This window comes from Streptomyces alanosinicus, from assembly GCF_014650595.1.
In the GTDB taxonomy this organism is placed as follows: domain Bacteria; phylum Actinomycetota; class Actinomycetes; order Streptomycetales; family Streptomycetaceae; genus Streptomyces; species Streptomyces alanosinicus.
In genome coordinates this window covers 152,758-169,149 of record NZ_BMVG01000007.1, presented here as the reverse complement: position 1 = coordinate 169,149, position 16,392 = coordinate 152,758, and the positions used below count along the sequence as shown (strand labels likewise).

16 protein-coding genes and 1 pseudogene are annotated in these 16,392 nt (G+C 67.4%); 7 read left to right on the top strand and 10 right to left on the bottom strand.

Annotation, left to right across the window (positions count from 1 at the left end):
- Positions 1 to 452: 452 nt before the first annotated feature.
- Together IE277_RS17935 and IE277_RS17930 are read right to left on the bottom strand one after the other, a co-directional pair.
- Positions 453 to 1,361: an RpnC/YadD family protein gene (locus tag IE277_RS17935; RefSeq protein ID WP_189953579.1), complete on the bottom strand. Its 909-nt coding sequence runs from the start codon at positions 1,359 to 1,361 to the stop codon at positions 453 to 455.
- 32 nt (positions 1,362 to 1,393) lie between these two features.
- Complete coding sequence (locus tag IE277_RS17930) at positions 1,394 to 1,810, bottom strand: ATP-binding protein (protein ID WP_189953577.1); 417 nt, start codon at positions 1,808 to 1,810, stop codon at positions 1,394 to 1,396.
- 205 nt (positions 1,811 to 2,015) lie between these two features.
- Between IE277_RS17930 and IE277_RS17925 the strand changes: the two genes are divergently transcribed.
- From IE277_RS17925 to IE277_RS17905, 5 genes are all read left to right on the top strand, one after another.
- Positions 2,016 to 2,867: a helix-turn-helix domain-containing protein gene (locus tag IE277_RS17925; RefSeq protein ID WP_189953899.1), complete on the top strand. Its 852-nt coding sequence runs from the start codon at positions 2,016 to 2,018 to the stop codon at positions 2,865 to 2,867.
- A gap of 7 nt (positions 2,868 to 2,874) precedes the next feature.
- Entirely contained in the window at positions 2,875 to 3,066 is a 192-nt protein-coding gene (locus IE277_RS17920; protein WP_189953576.1) for a DUF397 domain-containing protein, read from the top strand.
- 64 nt (positions 3,067 to 3,130) lie between these two features.
- Entirely contained in the window at positions 3,131 to 3,868 is a 738-nt protein-coding gene (locus IE277_RS17915) for a class I SAM-dependent methyltransferase (RefSeq protein ID WP_189953574.1), read from the top strand.
- A 116-nt stretch (positions 3,869 to 3,984) separates the two neighbouring features.
- Positions 3,985 to 4,476, top strand: a complete 492-nt coding sequence (locus IE277_RS17910) for a hypothetical protein (protein WP_189953571.1) — start codon at positions 3,985 to 3,987, stop codon at positions 4,474 to 4,476.
- Complete coding sequence (locus tag IE277_RS17905) at positions 4,473 to 4,793, top strand: transcriptional regulator (RefSeq protein WP_229881719.1); 321 nt, start codon at positions 4,473 to 4,475, stop codon at positions 4,791 to 4,793. The genes IE277_RS17910 and IE277_RS17905 overlap by 4 nt, the downstream gene beginning before the upstream one ends.
- Here IE277_RS17905 and IE277_RS17900 read toward each other — a convergent pair.
- Together IE277_RS17900 and IE277_RS17895 are read right to left on the bottom strand one after the other, a co-directional pair.
- Positions 4,794 to 5,440: pseudogene (locus tag IE277_RS17900) on the bottom strand (IS5 family transposase). It lies immediately after the preceding gene.
- A gap of 14 nt (positions 5,441 to 5,454) precedes the next feature.
- Complete coding sequence (locus IE277_RS17895; RefSeq protein ID WP_189953568.1) at positions 5,455 to 5,883, bottom strand: hypothetical protein; 429 nt, start codon at positions 5,881 to 5,883, stop codon at positions 5,455 to 5,457.
- 152 nt (positions 5,884 to 6,035) lie between these two features.
- Here IE277_RS17895 and IE277_RS17890 point away from each other — a divergent pair, with 152 nt between their 5' ends.
- Both IE277_RS17890 and IE277_RS17885 read left to right on the top strand, forming a co-directional pair.
- Complete coding sequence (locus IE277_RS17890; RefSeq protein WP_189953566.1) at positions 6,036 to 6,206, top strand: hypothetical protein; 171 nt, start codon at positions 6,036 to 6,038, stop codon at positions 6,204 to 6,206.
- 76 nt (positions 6,207 to 6,282) lie between these two features.
- Entirely contained in the window at positions 6,283 to 7,725 is a 1,443-nt protein-coding gene (locus tag IE277_RS17885) for a glycosyltransferase family protein (protein ID WP_189953564.1), read from the top strand.
- A gap of 40 nt (positions 7,726 to 7,765) precedes the next feature.
- On the opposite strand, the gene IE277_RS17880 is transcribed toward IE277_RS17885, so the two are convergent.
- The 6 genes from IE277_RS17880 to typA all read right to left on the bottom strand — a co-directional run bounded on the left by IE277_RS17880 (position 7,766) and on the right by typA (position 16,351).
- Complete coding sequence (locus tag IE277_RS17880; protein WP_189953562.1) at positions 7,766 to 8,887, bottom strand: ABC transporter ATP-binding protein; 1,122 nt, start codon at positions 8,885 to 8,887, stop codon at positions 7,766 to 7,768.
- Positions 8,888 to 8,899: 12 nt separating this feature from the next.
- Complete coding sequence (locus IE277_RS17875) at positions 8,900 to 9,964, bottom strand: ABC transporter ATP-binding protein (protein WP_189953560.1); 1,065 nt, start codon at positions 9,962 to 9,964, stop codon at positions 8,900 to 8,902.
- 10 nt (positions 9,965 to 9,974) lie between these two features.
- Positions 9,975 to 10,955: an ABC transporter permease gene (locus tag IE277_RS17870; RefSeq protein WP_189953558.1), complete on the bottom strand. Its 981-nt coding sequence runs from the start codon at positions 10,953 to 10,955 to the stop codon at positions 9,975 to 9,977.
- Between the two features lie 87 nt (positions 10,956 to 11,042).
- Positions 11,043 to 12,851, bottom strand: coding sequence for an ABC transporter substrate-binding protein (locus IE277_RS17865; protein ID WP_189953556.1), 1,809 nt, complete (start codon positions 12,849 to 12,851; stop codon positions 11,043 to 11,045).
- A gap of 152 nt (positions 12,852 to 13,003) precedes the next feature.
- On the bottom strand, positions 13,004 to 14,038 hold the full coding sequence (locus IE277_RS17860; RefSeq protein ID WP_189953554.1) for an ABC transporter permease: 1,035 nt from the start codon (positions 14,036 to 14,038) through the stop codon (positions 13,004 to 13,006).
- Between the two features lie 405 nt (positions 14,039 to 14,443).
- Positions 14,444 to 16,351, bottom strand: a complete 1,908-nt coding sequence (gene typA / locus IE277_RS17855; RefSeq protein WP_189953552.1) for a translational GTPase TypA — start codon at positions 16,349 to 16,351, stop codon at positions 14,444 to 14,446.
- Positions 16,352 to 16,392: the final 41 nt, after the last annotated feature.

The window sequence follows — 16,392 nt, the reverse complement described above, 5'->3', positions numbered from 1 at the left end:
TTCGGCACACCCAGGCGCGGACTACCCAGCCCCTTCACCCGAAGGGACCGACTGGCAGATATGCGCCACCTGCCAGGTGACCTCACCGCCGAGGCCCCCGCCGAAGGCCCCCATCCCCCTTCCCCACCCGGCTCAAGTCCGCCAATCCCTTCCCCACGACCCACAACCCTGCCCTGCCCTCCCACCCGTGGCGCACCGCCGAACCGACCCGGCGTGCATGCGAGACGCGACCGCGCCCCCACCCCCACAGTGGCGACTCAGCTCACCGAGGGCCCGGTACCGGCCAGGGCCACCGCCCTTCCGGGCCGCTCGCTCGCTTCTCCCCCGGGCTGGAGCGAGGTGTGTCAAGGGTGGCCCGGAGGGCCATCGCCGAAGGCGACGCACAGCGCCCTTGACTCACCTCGCGGAAGCCCGACAATCACCGAGAAGCGAGCGGCCCAACGGTCCCCTGCTCACTCCGTGTCGAACAACTCCGCCGCGTCTGTGGCGAGTACGGCTCGCTGGGCCCAGACCTCCAGTTGTCCGAGGTCCGTACAGGCGGTGACTCGCTCGCGGACCCCATCTGCCACCGGTATTCCCCGCCACTCCAGGATGCGAAGGATCATCTCCCTACGATCCTCGATACGGCCCTCCTCCCGGCCTTGCTCCAGGCCTTGCACCCTGCCTTCCGCTCGCACTTGTTCGGCGAGTTCGTGTCGCCAGAAGTACTGGATTGCCGTCATCAGTTCCTTCCACATCTGCTTCGCCTGGGGGTCGGCCAGGCAGGAGTCGACAAACTGCACGAAGACCGCGGCGGTCTCTGAGTCAATGGTCCGCAGGGCGGCTGCCAGCGATTCCAGTATGGCCGGAGCCTGCGGGCCACGTCCGTGCGTCATGGCCGAGAGCACCGCAAGAGGTACGTCCTTCTCGGCCTGCCGCTCGTCGGCGATCACCGGCACGTTGTCCGGACCGAGGACAAGGGGCCGTACCGTCAACGAGTGCCAGTCCCGGAACCCGAACCGGATCGGGCGCGAGGCCCACTCGGCGGTCCTGCTGCTCTGGGTGATGACGATGAGCACGGGCTCGCAGCGGTACTTCTCGTACAGATAGCTCAGGTAGTACGGCCAACTGCCCCGCTTACGCTCGTCCACCTTCCCCTGCGACTCCACGACCAGCAGGTACGTGCCCTCGTCCGTCTCCGCCCGCAGCAGCGTGTCCACGCGGCGCTCGACCGGTTCGATCTCGGTGAGGTCCACGTTCAGCGCGGCGATCTCCCTCGGTTCGGGGAAGGGCACGTGCAGGACCTTCTGTAACGCCTTCGTCAGCAGCGTCGGATCCTTCTGGAAGATCTGGTGTAACGCCTCATGCGACGAGCCGACCATCTGCTCTCCTTTCCATCACGGTGATCAACGAGCTACGCCGCCGCAAGTTCGCACCACACGTACTTCCCCCGATCCCCGAACCGGGCCGTAGGCTGCCACCCCCAGTACTCCGAACAGGCCTTCACCAGTCCCAGGCCCCGCCCGTCCTCCAGCCCCAGCTCCGCCACCTGCTCCAGCGGGCGGGGAGGGTCCGGCGGGGCGGGGTCGGTGTCCCACGCCCCGATCCACACGGTGCCCTCCGGGGTACGACGCACCCGCAACGCGGCCGGACCCTTCGTGTGCCGCACGGCATTGGAGACCAACTCCGCCGCCAGCAGCTCCGCGGTATCCACGATCCCGACCAGCCCGTGCAGGGTCAGGATCAGCCGCAGCGTGCGCCGGCACACCGTGACCGCTCTCAGGTCGTTGGGAACGTAGAGCGTGTAGTCCCAGGCTTCGATTTCGGGCATGCGTCATCAACTCCGTTGATGTCAGGGGGATTTCGCGCACACGGTGGCATTGCCGCAGCCGTCACGGCACGACGGAGCGGCGCGCTTCCGCTGCGTGTGCGGTACGTCACCGACGGTAGGGCTTATTGTTAATGCACCGCAAGCTGGTCGCGTAATCTGGCGCCCTAACGAGTTGATTTCACCGACATGTTGAGAGGTGCAGCCGATGGCGCTGAGAGCTGAGCCGACGGCACGTCAGCTGCGCCTGGCGACAGAGCTGCGCAGGCTCCGCGACGCGGCAGGCTTCAGCGCGCGGGAGGCGGCGAGACTGCTCGGAGTGAGTCCTCCCCACATCAGCCAGATCGAGACTGGGTTCACGGGCGTGAGCGAGGACCGGCTACGCCGCCTCGCTGCCAATTACGCCTGCTCGGACCCCGCACTCATCGAGGCTCTGGTGACCATGGCGACCGACCGCACGCGAGGCTGGTGGGAGGAGTTCCGAGGTCGCCTGTCGACGCCGTTCCTGGACTTGTCCGAGCTGGAGCACCACGCCAGCTACCGGTGGGACGTCGACTTCCTGCACGTCCCAGGTCTTCTCCAGACCGAGGACTACGCCCGTGGACTCTTCTCGTACCTAAATCCGGAGCACCCCAAGAGCGAGGTGGAGCTGTGGGTCGAACACCGGATGAGGCGAAGGGTCGTCATCCAGCGCGCCGACCCGATTCCGTACGAGGCTCTGATCCACGAAGCGGCGCTGCGCATCAGGGTCGGAGACCGCGCCGCAGCACGGGCCCATCTCGCCAAACTTCTGGAACTTTCCGAAGCCGACCACGTCACCGTGCGCGTCATCCCCTTCGACCTGGACAACTTCGGCGGAGCCGGAAGCGCCATGGTGTACGCCGGTGGCTCGGTTCCCAAATTGGACACTGTGGTACGGGACGGACCTCACAGGACCGGATTCATCGACGGCGAAGCTCAACTCAACCGATTCCGCGCGCTCTTCCGTAGGCTGGAAGCGGTGTCGCTCGAACCCGGCCGTTCACGCGACTTCATCCACGGACTGGCGAAGGAACTGTGAGGCACGCATGGCCACCCGCGACCACTGGCGCAAGTCGTCCTACTCCGGCGGCGGTGAGGGCAATGCCTGCGTGGAGATCTCCATCAGCCCCGCCCGCGTAGCCATACGAGACTCAAAAGCCCCCGCCAGCGCCGCCACCCTCACCCTCCCACCCTCCACCTTCACCTCCTTCATCAACGCCCTGAAGAACCAGAGTTGAGAGACCCTCAAGAAGTCCGCCGGAACCTGACGCACCGTTCAGCATCGTGTGTCAGACTGCCGCGGTGGTAGATCATTCGTTCACCGATCTCTCGCTCGCCGCGCTCTACGACAGCCTCAACCCCTGGGGACCGGGTGACGACTTCTACCTCGGTCTGGTGCGGGAGGCCCGCTCGGTGTTGGACATCGGTTGCGGCACCGGACGACTGCTGCGGCAGGCCCGGACCGAGGGGCACCGGGGCCGGCTGATGGGACTCGATCCCGCCGCCGCCATGCTCGTACAGGCGCGACGGGCCCGGTCGGACGTCGAGTGGGTGCTCGGTGACACACACGTGCGGTCGTGGGACGGGGAGTTCGACCTCGCCGTCATGACAGGGCACGCGTTCCAGGAACTCGTCACGGACGAGGAGATCCGCGGCTGTCTGCGCGCGGTCCGCGCAGCGCTCGCCGTCGGCGGGCGGTTCGTCTTCGAGAGTCGTAATCCGGCCGCCCGGGCCTGGGAGCGGTGGACACCGGACCGGGTGTACGAGATCACCGACGCCGAAGGCCGGCCGGTGCGGGTGTGGCACGAGGTGCTGGGGCCGCCCCGTGAGGGGCTCGTACGCTTCACGGAGACCTACGCCGGTGAACCCTGGCCGAGCCCGAAGGTGTGCCGCAGCACCCTCCGCTTCCTGGGCCGGGAGTCGCTGGAGGGCTTCCTCGCCGAAGCCGGGCTGACCGTCGTCGAGCAGTACGGCGACTGGGACCGGACACCGCTCACCCCCGACAGCCCCGAGATCATCACCGTGGCACGGCGAGCCTAGGTCGCGTCTCTCCGATCACGAGCGGAGAGACGGAACCCAAGTGGGCAAGCTCGTCACTTGCCGTACTGGAAACTTGCCACTTTCCCTACTGGAAACTAGCGGATACTCTTTCCGTCATGGAAACTAACGGCGTACGACTGACGCCAGAGCAGGCTCGTTCCGCGCTGGCCGACACCGAGCACATCCGGGCCTCCGCTGCCGCACTGTCGGCCACACCGTGGCCGAACTGGTTCTTCATCACGCTTACCCTCTACACTGCCGCGCTGCCGATCACCTACGGAGGCGCCATGGCGGACCCGGACTGGCTGCTGCCGGGCCCCGCCTGGATGGGCATCATGCTGGCGATGACTGCGGTGTACGGGGCGCTCTTCGCCGTCGCGGCCAAGACTTGGCGTAACAAGACCGGGGTGGCGCTGCGGTTTGACGTGCTGCCGAAGCGGGCGACCGTGCCGCTCGCGGTCGGCCTGCCCGTGCTGCTGGTGGGGGCAGCGTTCGCGTTCCGCGTCACCGGATGGCCGGTGTGGCTGTTCGCGGCCTCGCTGATCAGTGCCGTCGCGTCCGTCGGCTTCCACCTTGCCTTCGTCCGCCTGCACCGGAAGGTCGCGTGAGCGCCGAAAGCCACGACCCTCTGGAGGGTTTTGACACCACCATCCACGCCCCGAACCGGCTGCGCATCTGCGCCCTCCTGGACACCGCGGGCGAGGCGGAGTTCGGCTTGGTCCAAAAGCAACTCGGTCTCTCCGCCTCCGTGCTGAGCAAGCACATCACCGTGCTGATGGACGCCGGCTACGTCGGGCAGCGCAAGGCCGTCCGTGACACCCGGCAGCGCGTGTGGCTCCACCTGACCGGACGAGGCCGGGATGCCTACCGGGGGCACCTTGCCGCGCTGCGGGCGATCGTGGGGCCGTCGGATCCGGCTCTCTGATCACGATCGGAGCCAGATGAGGAGCGCGGCAGCGGTGACCGTGCCGAGGTAGACGTATCCGCGTTCGTCATAGCGGGTGGCCACGGCTCTGAACTGCTTCAGCTTTCCGATGGCCCGCTCCACCGTATTGCGGTCTTTGTACCGCTCTTTGTCGAAGTTCGGAGGGCGTCCGCCCCGTGAACCCCGGCGTATCCAGGCGGCCTTGTGGTCCCTCTTCTCCGGAATCACGTGCCGGATGCCACGCTTGCGAAGGTATGCGACGGGGAACTCGGATCTTGTCCATGGCTGGCTCGAACTGCGTACAGTCGGCCCGCTGACCTGGGGTGATGAGCAGGGACAGGGGCCGGCAGTTGCCTTCCGCGGCCAAATGAATCTTGATGGTCAGTCCGCCGCGGGTCCGGCCGAGGGCTTCGCCAGCTGCACGACCTCCTCCAGGAGGCCGCGCAGAGTACCGCCGACGACAGGGGCTGAACCGATCTTCGTTGGGCCCCTTTTTTGTGGACGGTCTTCCATGGACCGAAGCGTTCAGGCAGTTCACGCCACCGCACCCCGGTGCTCAACCGGTAAAGGACCCCGTTGATCACCTGACGGTGGTCCCGCCACCGGCCGCACCGCCTGTTGCTCACCGGCAGCAGCGGCTCCCGCACGTGCGGGAGCCGCCCTACAGGACGGCGGCCTTCTCCTGGTCGGCGTACCGGAACCCGTCGTTGTCGAAGTAGAAGACGGTGACCTCGACCTTGTCCCCCTTGTCGAAGTGCGAACCCGCGGCCGGGCGCAGGGTCACCAGCGCGACATGGTCGTGGTAGTCGCAGACCAGCCGGTCCTTCTTGACGGTGCCCGCGGCGATGGACTGGTCGTGGGGGCTGTGGTTGAGCGTCGTCGCGTTGGCCACGAGCTCATGGTCCATGCCCACGTCGCAGGAGTAGGTGACCTTCACCTGCAGGCCAGGGGTGTGCCGCGAGACGCTGTCGATGGACAGCAGGTTGGCCTTGGCCGCTGCCGAAGGCGCGGTCGCCACGGCGCCGGCACCGATCAGAAATACGGTGGCTGCGGTTCCGGCGACACGTCTGCGGAGACTGGATGGCGTCATCTTGGTTTGTTCCTTCCCCCTTGCGCGGTCACCCTTGGTCGAGGCGTGGAGGATTCTCCAACTAAGCGGGCAACTGCGACAGTTAGCCAATTCGTCCCGGATATTACGTGATCTCCGAGCGATTCCGATACCGGAACTGCCGACCGCGCCTCGTGAGGAACGCCGCATCCTGCCGGATGAACCACTCCCGGCTCGGCACCGTCCGCACCGGGGACGCCAGGGAGGCGGAGGAGAAGAGGATGCGCGAGCGGATCGCGAGCCTCGCCGCCGTCAAGAGGCTCGGGGACTCACCCGGGCACCACTACTTCACCGTGGCCAAGTGAACCGGAGGCCGGTCGGCTCGCCCTGGAAGAATCCGGCTCAGTCACATGGCACCGACCCGAGGACCCGAACCCCTTCATGAACTCCTTCCCCGCCCTGTTACGGTTCCGCCTGCCCGTATGGCTGATACCGCTGCCCTGGACCCTCGCGCTCGGCCTGTGGGGGCTGTCCCGGCAGCGGAGTGTGTGGCGGGACGAAGCCGTGACCTGGCAGATGGCCCAGCGGTCCGTGCCCGAGATCTGGCACACGCTGGGGCACGTCGATGCCGTACACGGGCTCTACTACCTGCTGATGCACGGCCTGTTCGCCTGCTTCGGACCGGGCACCACGACCCTGCGGCTGCCCTCGGTGCTCGCCATGGCGGTCGCGGCGTCCTGTGTCGCGGCCGTCGGCCACCGGCTGGCCGGCGTCTCGGCCGGCGTGGCAGGAGGGCTGGCGTTCGGGCTGCTGCCCGCCGTGCAGTTCCAGCTCCAGGAGGGCCGCCCGTACGCGCTGGTGGCCGCGGGCGCGGGAATCTCCACGCTGCTGCTGGTGAGCCTGGTCCAGGGACGCGGCGGCGCGGTGCGCTGGACGGCGTACGGCGGCACGATCCTGGCGTGCGCGCTGCTGAACTGGCTGTCGTTGCTGATCCTGCCCGCGCATTTCGCGACCCTGATGTGGAGCAAGGCCGGGCGCGGCATACGGATGCACTGGGCGGCGGCCGCGCTGACCGCCGTCACCGGCACACTGCCCTTGATCCTCTTCAGTCGGAGCCAGTCCCAGCAGGTGGCCTGGATACCGCCGCTGACCTGGCACATGCTGGTCGGCCCTGCCGTGCTCCTGCTGCTCGGCGGCCTCGGGGCCCTGCTGGACCGGCCGCGGGCGGGCCGTCTTTCCCTCGCGGCCGTCGGACTGCCACTGCTGGCGGTTCCGCAGCTCGGCCTCATCGCCGTCTCGCTGGTCCACCCTCTGTTCCAGGACCGCTATGCCCTGTTCAGCATGCTGGGTCTGGCTCTGATGATCGGTGCCGCGCTGCGTGCGGCGGTGCGGTCCGCCCTCCCGCGCTTCCCCCGGGCGGCACCGTGGCTCGTCCCGGTGGCGCTCGTGGCAGCGGTGGTGGCGCTGCTGCCGCAGTCGCTGTCCACCCGGTCCCCGGCCAGCCGGGTGGACGACGTCCTGGCGGTGGCCGAGAACGTACGGCAGTTGAAGCAGGCCGGGGACGCGGTGCTCTTCGTACCCGCGGACCGGCGTGATGCCGCACTGGTCTCCCCCGGCGCCTTCACGGGCCTGAGCGACATCGCGCTGACGAAGAGCCCCGCGGAGTCCGGGACGCTGAAGGGCGAGGAGGCGGGCCCCGGGCGGATACGGGACGCGATGCTGGCACAGCGGCGCATCCTGCTGGTCACCGATGCGGCCGAGACGGCCCAGCCGCTCTCCGCGGAGCAGGACAGGACGAAGACCGCCGTACTGAAGCGGTACTTCACCGTGGTGACGGACCAGCAGATCCGCGGCCGGCGGGTGACGGTGTACGAACGGCAGTGATCCGTCGTCGGCGCCGCGGGGCGGCCCCCTCTCCTGTTCCCTACTCCGCCTGTCCCTCCTCCAGCGCCGCCAGCGCCGGGTCCAGGACGATGTCCTCGTCGCGGGCCTCGATCGTCGGCTCCTCCGGGAAGTGGCAGGCCGTCAGATGACCTTCGCGGTTGCCGGGGATCCGGACCAGCGGTGGCTCCTCGGTCCCGCACCTGTCCTGAGCCTTCCAGCAGCGGGTGCGGAAGCGGCAGCCGGACGGCGGGGAGATCGGGGAGGGGACGTCGCCGGCCAGGCGGATGCGCTCGCGGCCGCCCGAATCGTCGTCCGCGAGGTTCACCTCGGGCACCGCGGACAGCAGGGCGTGGGTGTACGGGTGGCGCGGGCGGGTGTAGATGGAGTCGCGGTCGCCGACCTCGATGATCTTGCCGAGGTACATGACCGCGACGCGCTGCGAGAAGTGGCGGACCACGGCCAGGTCGTGGGCGATGAAGACGAACGCGATGCCCAGTTCCCGCTGGACCTTCTGGAGGAGGTTCACCACCTGGGCCTGGATCGAGACGTCGAGCGCCGAGACCGGTTCGTCGGCGACGATCAGTTTCGGTTCCAGGGCGAGCGCACGGGCCACGCCGATGCGCTGGCGCTGACCGCCGGAGAACTCGTGCGGGAAGCGGTTGAAGTGCTCCGGGTTGAGGCCGACGATCTCCAGGAGTTCACGGACGCGCTTCTCGCGGCCGCCCTCCGGGTTGATGTCGTTGATCTCCATCGGGCCGGAGATGATCTTGCCGACCGTCTGCCGCGGGTTCAGCGACGAGTACGGGTCCTGGAAGATCATCTGGATCTCGGAGCGGATCGGCGCGAGCTGCTTGCGCGTGGCGTGGCCGATGTCGCGGCCGCGGTACGCGATCGATCCGGACGTCGGCTCCAGCAGACGCGTGATCAGTCGGCCCGTGGTCGACTTGCCGCAGCCCGACTCGCCGACCAGCCCGAAGCTCTCCCCGGCGTGCACGGTCAGGTCGATGCCGTCGACGGCCTGCACCGCGCCGACGGTCCGGCGGATCGGAAAGCCGCCCTTGACGGGGAAGTGCTTGGTCAGGCCCGAGACCCGCAGCAACGGCTCGCCGTCCGCGCCGGCGTCCTTCCCGCGCGGGGCCGTGAGGACGTTCTCCTCTGTCATGACAATGTCCTCCTAGCCCAGGCCGGGCTTGATCTCTTCGAGGAAGATGGTCCGCTTCTGATCCTCCGTCAGATGGCATGCGGAGGACCGGTCCGGGGCCAGCAGCGGACGCTCGCGTACACAGCGGCCCGCGCCCTCGACCCGGTCCTGGAAGGTGCAGCGGGGATGGAAGCGGCAGCCGGACGGCGGGTTGAGCAGTGAGGGCGGGGTGCCGGGGATCGGCGACAGCGGGGCGCCGAGGTCGGAGTCCAGGCGCGGCATCGAGTTCAGCAGGCCCCAGGTGTACGGGTGCCGGGGTGCGCGCAGCACCTCGTCGGTGGTGCCCCGCTCCACCGCGCCGCCCGCGTACATCACCATGATGTCGTCGGCCATGTCGGCGATCACCCCCAGGTCGTGGGTGATGAAGATGATGCCGGATCCGAACTCCTGTTGCAGGTCCTTGAGCAGATCGAGAATCTGCGCCTGGACCGTCACATCGAGGGCCGTCGTCGGCTCGTCCGCGATGAGCAGGTCGGGGTCGCAGACCAGCGCCATGGCGATCATCGCGCGCTGGCGCATACCGCCGGAGAACTGGTGCGGATAGTCCTTCGCCCGCTCGCGCGGGTTCGGGATGCCGACCTTGCCGAGCATGTCCACGGCGCGCTGCCAGGCCTCCTTCTTGGCGGCGCCGGTGTGCTTCATGTACGGCTCGGCGATCTGCCGGCCGACCGTGTAGTACGGGGAGAGCGCGGTGAGCGGGTCCTGGAAGATCATGGCGACCTTGTTGCCGCGCAGCCTTTCGAGTTCCGACTCGCGGGCGGTCGTCAACTCCCGTCCGTCCAGCAGGATTTCACCATCGACCGTGGTGAACACGGGGTTGTGCAGACCGAGGATGGTCAGGTTGGTCACCGACTTGCCCGAGCCGGACTCCCCCACGATGCCGAGCGTCCTGCCGCGCTCCAGGTCGAAGGAGAGCCCGTCCACGGCCCGTACGACGCCGTCCTCGGTCCTGAAGCTGACGTACAGGTCCCGCACCGCGAGCAGCGGACCGGCGCCGGCCGGGTGCGGAGCACCGGCTTCCTTGGTCAGAGTGGTCACGACAGTGCTCCTAGGCCAGCCGCACGCGCGGGTCGATGAAGGCGTACGCGGCGTCGACGATGATGTTGAACAGCAGGATCATGCTGGCGGAGAAGAGCATCACGCCGAGCAGCAGCGGCAGGTCGCTGAAGAAGACGGACTGGACGGCGAGGTTGCCGAGACCGGGCAGGCCGAAGGTGTACTCGGTGATGATGGCGCCGCCGAAGAGCGAGCCGAGGTCGATGCCGAAGATGGTGACGATCGGGATCAGCGAGCCGCGCCAGGCGTAGCGGAAGAAGACGTACCGCCGGGACATGCCCTTGGCGCGGGCGGTGCGGACGTGTTCCTCCTGGAGCTGTTCGATCATCGAGGACCGTGCCATACGGGTGTACTGCGCGGCGAAGATCGTGGAGAGGATCACCCACGGGATGATCAGCCCGGTGAACCAGGCGGCGGGGTCCTGGGTGACCGAGGTGTAGGCGGGCTTGTCGAACCAGTGGGTCTGGTAGACGAGGAGCGCCAGGGCCAGCGGGCCGAGGAAGTAGATCTGCAGCGAGCTGATGACCATGGCGCCCGCGGTGGCCGTCTTGTCGATCAGCGTGCCGCGCCGCCAGGCGGCCAGCAGTCCGGTGCCGAGGCCGATGAACAGGAAGCACACGGCGGCGCCCAGGGTGAGCGAGACGGTGGTGGGCAGCCGGTCCATCAGGGTGCCCCAGACCTGCTCGTTGGTGTGGTACGAGTACCCGAAGCAGGGGGCGGGACAGGGCCCCTGGGCGAACTGGTCGCTGCCCATGACGAGGTTGTGCAGGAAGATCCAGTACTGCTCGGTGATGGGTTTGTCCAGGCCGAGCACATGGTGGATGTTCGCGATGCTGTCCGGGTTGCAGGTCTTGCCGCACATCAGCAGCGCCGGGTCCCGGGGCACCCCGAAGAACAGCACGAACGTGACCATGCTCAGCAGGAACAGAATGACGACGGCACCGATGAACCGGCGCACGAGGAAGCGCAGCATGACAGGGCAGCTCTCAGACGTCGGCGGCCTTCGCGGTGCCCGGCGCACCCCTGTCGCGGGGGTGCGCCGGGCACCGGACGGGCACGGTTACTTGATGAAGAGGCGACGCGGGTCGACGCCGCCGATCACGTCGTCGTAGACGAGGCCGCCGACCTTGGAGCCGGCGATCTGGGTCTGCTTGTAGTCCCCGGTCGGGACGACGTTGACGCTGTCCTGCACGATGTACTCGTCGAGCTTCTCCCACTCGGCCGCCGACTTGACCGGGTCGGTGATCTTGCCGATCCGGTCGATCTCGCTGTTGATCTTCGGGTCGTTGACCTGGGAGTAGTTCTGCGCGCCGTCGGCGATCACCCGGCCGTCGTACAGCGGCGGGATCACGGTCAGGGCGGACGGCCAGTCGGCACCCCACGCGGTGTGGAAGATGTCGTAGTTGTTGTTCAGCTTGGAGACCTGGTCGTAGTAGGTCTCGGCCGGGATCTCCTGGCGCTGGACGTTGAAGCCGGCCTTCGCCAGGCCCGCCGCCATGGCGGTGGAGTACTGCTGGCCCTCGGGGGTGTTGATGTAGCCGAAGGTCAGCTTCATGCCCAGCTTGCCGGCCTTCTTCAGCAGCGCCTTGGCCTTCTCCGGGTCACCGGCGGGCTTCTTCTTCTTGCCCCACGGGTCGAAGGAGGGGTTGTAGCCGGAGACGGTCGGGGAGATCAGGCCGCCCGCGACCTCCATGGCGTCGGTGCCGCCGTAGGCGCGCACGAACGGGGTGATCGGCAGCGCGTAGGCGATGGCCTCACGGACCGTCTTGTCCTTCATGGCCGGGTGGCTCATGTTGACGTTCATCTGGCCGACGTAGGGCTGGTAGCCGGAGACCGTGCGGGACTTCATCTTCGGGTCGGCGAGCACCTTGGAGAGGTTGCCCGCGTCGACCTGGTTGTTGAAGCTGATGCCGCTCCGGTCGGCGCCGCTGTCGGCGAGCAGGGCCTTCGTGGAGGTCTCGAACTGCTGGTTGAAGGTGATGTTGAACTGGTCGACGTACTGGTGCCGGATCGGGTCCGTCTTCGGGTCCCAGTTGGTGTTCTTGACCAGCACCATCGACTTGCCGGACTTGAACGACTGGATCTTGTACGGGCCGGACGTCACCGGGTTCTTGTCGTACTTCTCCTTGGTGTCGCCCTTCTCGGAGACCGCCGAGTAGCCGGCCATGGCCAGCGCGTAGGGCAGGTCCGGGTGCGGCGTCTTGAAGTGGAAGACGATCGTCTTGGCGTCCGGCGTCTGCAGGACGGAGTCGGGCAGGTGCTTGCCCTTGTACGGCCCGTCCGGCAGCAGTTTGCGGTAGGCGGCGCCGGGGGTGTTGGCCAGCCACTGCTGGATGTAGGTGGGGCCCTGGTTGATGAACGGCGCGAAGAGCCGCTCGAAGGTGTGGCGGATGTCCTCGGACGTGATCGGCGTGCCGTCGTCGAACTTGATGCCGTCCTTGAGCGTGTACTTCCAGGTCTTGCCGCCGTCGGTGGTGGTGCCGGAGTCGGTGGCGAGGTCGCCGACCACCTCGTGCTGATGCCCGTTGTCGCTCGTGGCCTTGTAGCCGGTCAGGCCTCTGTGCAGCAGCTGTGCGACGGACATCATGTCGGAGACGTAGATCTGGCCCGGGTCGAGGTGCGCGTACGAGTCCCGCTGCAGCACCTCCATCGCACCGCCGGACTTGGCGCCGGGCACGGGCGCCGCCGGGCCGGTGGAGTCGGCCGCGCTGCCGAACTTGATCAACGCCTGCTGCCGCTTGGCGTCCTGCTGGTCCTTCTTGCCGTTGGTGCCGCTGTCGCTGCCGCCCTTGCTGCAACCGGTGAGCACAAGAGCTCCGGCCGCGAGCACGGAGAGTGCGCCGTATGCGTGGCGTCCGCCCCTACTCATCACGAAGATTCCCACCCATCTGTGTGTCACCAGTGCGATCTATGTGTCACCAGTGCGAAACGGACTTCTGGAAGTGCGTTGCGGTGCAGTGGAGTTGATGCAGGTGTGCAGTGGAATTGCTGCAGGTGCAGTGGAATTGCTGCGGTGAAAGATCAGCGCGCGGTCTTGGGATCGAAGGCGTCCCTGACCGAGTCCCCGAGCAGGTTGAAGGCGACGACGAAGATGATCATCGAGATGCCGGGGAAGAACATGTAGGTGATGTCGTTCTGCATCACCAGTTCGGTGGACGCCTTGGAGAACATCTGTCCCCAGTCCGGCGTCGGTTCGACGATTCCCACGCCCAGGTACGACAGACCGGCCTCGGCCGTCACGAAGTTGGGCAGCAGATACGTCGACTGCACCAGCAGCGGGGTGACGATGTTCGGCAGGATCTCCTTGCGGATGATCCGCCACGGCGAGGCCCCGCTGACCTTGGCCGCCTCGATGAACTCCCGCTCCCGCAGGGCGAGTGCGGTGCCGCGCAGGATGCGCCCGAGGCCCATCCAGCCCAGGAACCACTGGACGAGGATCAGGGCCACCACCCGGACATAGGTGGGGGTCTCGTCCCGGGGGCTGACGAACAGCGAGACCACGACCGGCATGCTCGCGATGAAGAACAGCTGGGCCGGGAAGGCGAGCAGGAAGTCGATGACCCGGCCGATGAAGTAGTCGGTCCGGCCGCCGATATAGCCGGCCGCGACACCGAGCAGGATGCCGGTCACGACCACGGCGACGGTGACGGCGACCGAGATCATCAGTGAGGTACGGATGCCGTAGATCAGCTTGGTGAAGACGTCGTAGCCGTTGCCGGGTTCGAGGCCGAACCAGAAGTCGCCGCTGATACCGCCGTTGGGCTGCACCGGGACACCGGCGCTGTCGAAGAGTTCCGGGCGGTCGTCCGCGTACACCGTGTACGGGTTCTTGCCGTACAGCTTGGCGATGAGCGGGGCGAGCAGTCCGACCAGGAAGAAGAAGCCCACGACGTAGGCCGAGATCACGCCCGTGCGGTCGCGTCTGAAACGCAGCCACATCAGCTGGCCGGGAGACCGGCCTTCGAGCTTGACGGTTTCGCCCTTCGCCGACGGCCCTGGTTCGCCGTCGACGACGACCGAAGTCCCGCCGCCCTCAATGTCGATAGGACTTGTCACGGTTCGTCCGTTTCAAGGTATGAGTGACTCCACGCATTCACCAACAAGAGAGGGTTTCTGCCTTTCCTCCGACACCCCTGACGGAGGGTCAGGCACCCCCTGGTGCTCGCGAGTCGGCGCACTGTCCCCACAGTGCGGGACCCATTGACCCGAGCGCTGTGCGGCTAACTATCTGCCATGGGTCGACCACCGACCACTGCCGGTAGATCTCAATTCAGTCACGGATCGCGGCTGGACCTTCCAAAATCTGGACAAAGTGTTCGACGGAAGACGGCATGAAACGGACTTGTTACCTGGGTATCGGGCAAGGATCTCCGCATGCCGGACATACGCCCGCGGAAAATGGGTTGCAAAAAGCCCGGGCACCCCCACGATGGGGGCACCCGGGCTTCAACTGCCCGAGGATCAGCCGTGCTTGGCGCGGCTCGCGGCGCGGGCGCGCTCGCGGGCGTCCAGGTTCACCTTGCGGATGCGAACGGCCTCCGGGGTCACCTCGACGCACTCGTCGTCACGGCAGAACTCCAGCGACTGCTCCAGCGACAGCTTGCGCGGCGGAACGATCGCCTCGAACGAGTCAGCCGAGGAAGCCCGCATGTTCGTGAGCTTCTTCTCCTTGGTGATGTTGACGTCCATGTCGTCGGAGCGCGAGTTCTCGCCGACGATCATGCCCTCGTACACCTCGGTGCCCGGGTCGGTGAACAGCACGCCGCGCTCCTGGAGGTTCGTCATCGCGAACGCGGTGACGGAACCCGAGCGGTCGGCGACCAGCGAGCCGTTGTTACGGGTCTGGAGCGTACCGAACCAGGGCTCGTGGCCCTCGTGGATCGAGTGGCCGATACCGGTGCCGCGCGTCTGGGTCAGGAACTCGGTCCGGAAACCGATCAGACCACGGGAGGGCACGACGAACTCCATGCGCACCCAGCCCGAGCCGTGGTTGGACATGTTGTCCATCCGGCCCTTGCGGACACCCATCAGCTGGGTGACGGCGCCCATGTGCTCCTCGGGCACGTCGATCGTCATGCGCTCGACCGGCTCGTAGGTCTTGCCGTCGACCTGCTTGGTGACGACCTGGGGCTTGCCGATGGTCAGCTCGAAGCCCTCGCGGCGCATCTGCTCGACCAGGATGGCCAGCGCGAGCTCACCACGGCCCTGGACCTCCCAGGCGTCCGGGCGCTCGGTGTCGAGCACGCGGAGCGAGACGTTGCCGATCAGCTCGCGCTCCAGGCGGTCCTTGACCTGGCGGGCGGTGACCTTGCGGTCCTTGACGGCCGCCTTCGCGTCGGCGCCCTTGCCGGTGCCGCCACGGCCGACCAGCGGGGAGGTGTTCGTACCGATGACCATGGAGATCGCGGGCTCGTCGACCGTGATCAGCGGCAGCGGGATCGGGTTCTCGGTGTCGGCGAGGGTCTCGCCGATCATGATCTCCGGGATACCGGCGACGGCGCAGATGTCACCCGGGCCGGCCTTCTCGGCGGGCTTGCGGGTGAGGGCCTCGGTCATCATCAGCTCGGTGATGCGCACGTTGCTGACGGAGCCATCGCGCTTGATCCAGGCGACCGTCTGGCCCTTGCGCAGCTCGCCCTGCTCGACGCGGAGCAGCGCGATACGGCCGAGGAAGTTGTCGGCGTCCAGGTTGGTGACGTGGGCCTGGAGCGGGGCTTCCTCGTCGTACGTCGGGGCCGGGATGTGCTCCAGGATCGTGGAGAAGAACGGCTCCAGGCTGTCGCTGTCGGCCGGGACCGTGCCGTCGTCCGGCTTGGTCAGCGAGGCGACGCCGTCACGGCCGCAGGCGTAGACGATCGGGAACTCGATCTGGTCCTCGTCCGCGTCCAGGTCCAGGAAGAGGTCGTAGGTCTCGTTGACGACCTCGTCGATGCGCGAGTCCGGGCGGTCCGTCTTGTTGATGCACAGGATGACGGGCAGCCGCTGCTGGAGGGCCTTGCGCAGCACGAAACGGGTCTGCGGCAGCGGGCCCTCGGACGCGTCGACGAGAAGGACGACACCGTCCACCATCGACAGACCGCGCTCGACCTCACCGCCGAAGTCGGCGTGGCCGGGGGTGTCGATGATGTTGATCGTGATCGGTTCCCCGCCGTCCTTCGGGTGGTACTTGACCGCCGTGTTCTTGGCGAGGATCGTGATGCCCTTCTCACGCTCCAGGTCGTTCGAGTCCATGACCCGGTCGTCGACCTGGCCGAGCTGGTGGGCGGCGAACGCGCCGGCCTGCTTCAGCATGCCGTCGACGATGGTGGTCTTGCCGTGGTCGACGTGGGCGACGATGGCGACGTTGCGGATGTCGTGGCGCGTGGCCATATTGCGGCGTACTCCCAGGAGAAGTGAGAAGGCCCTGCTGC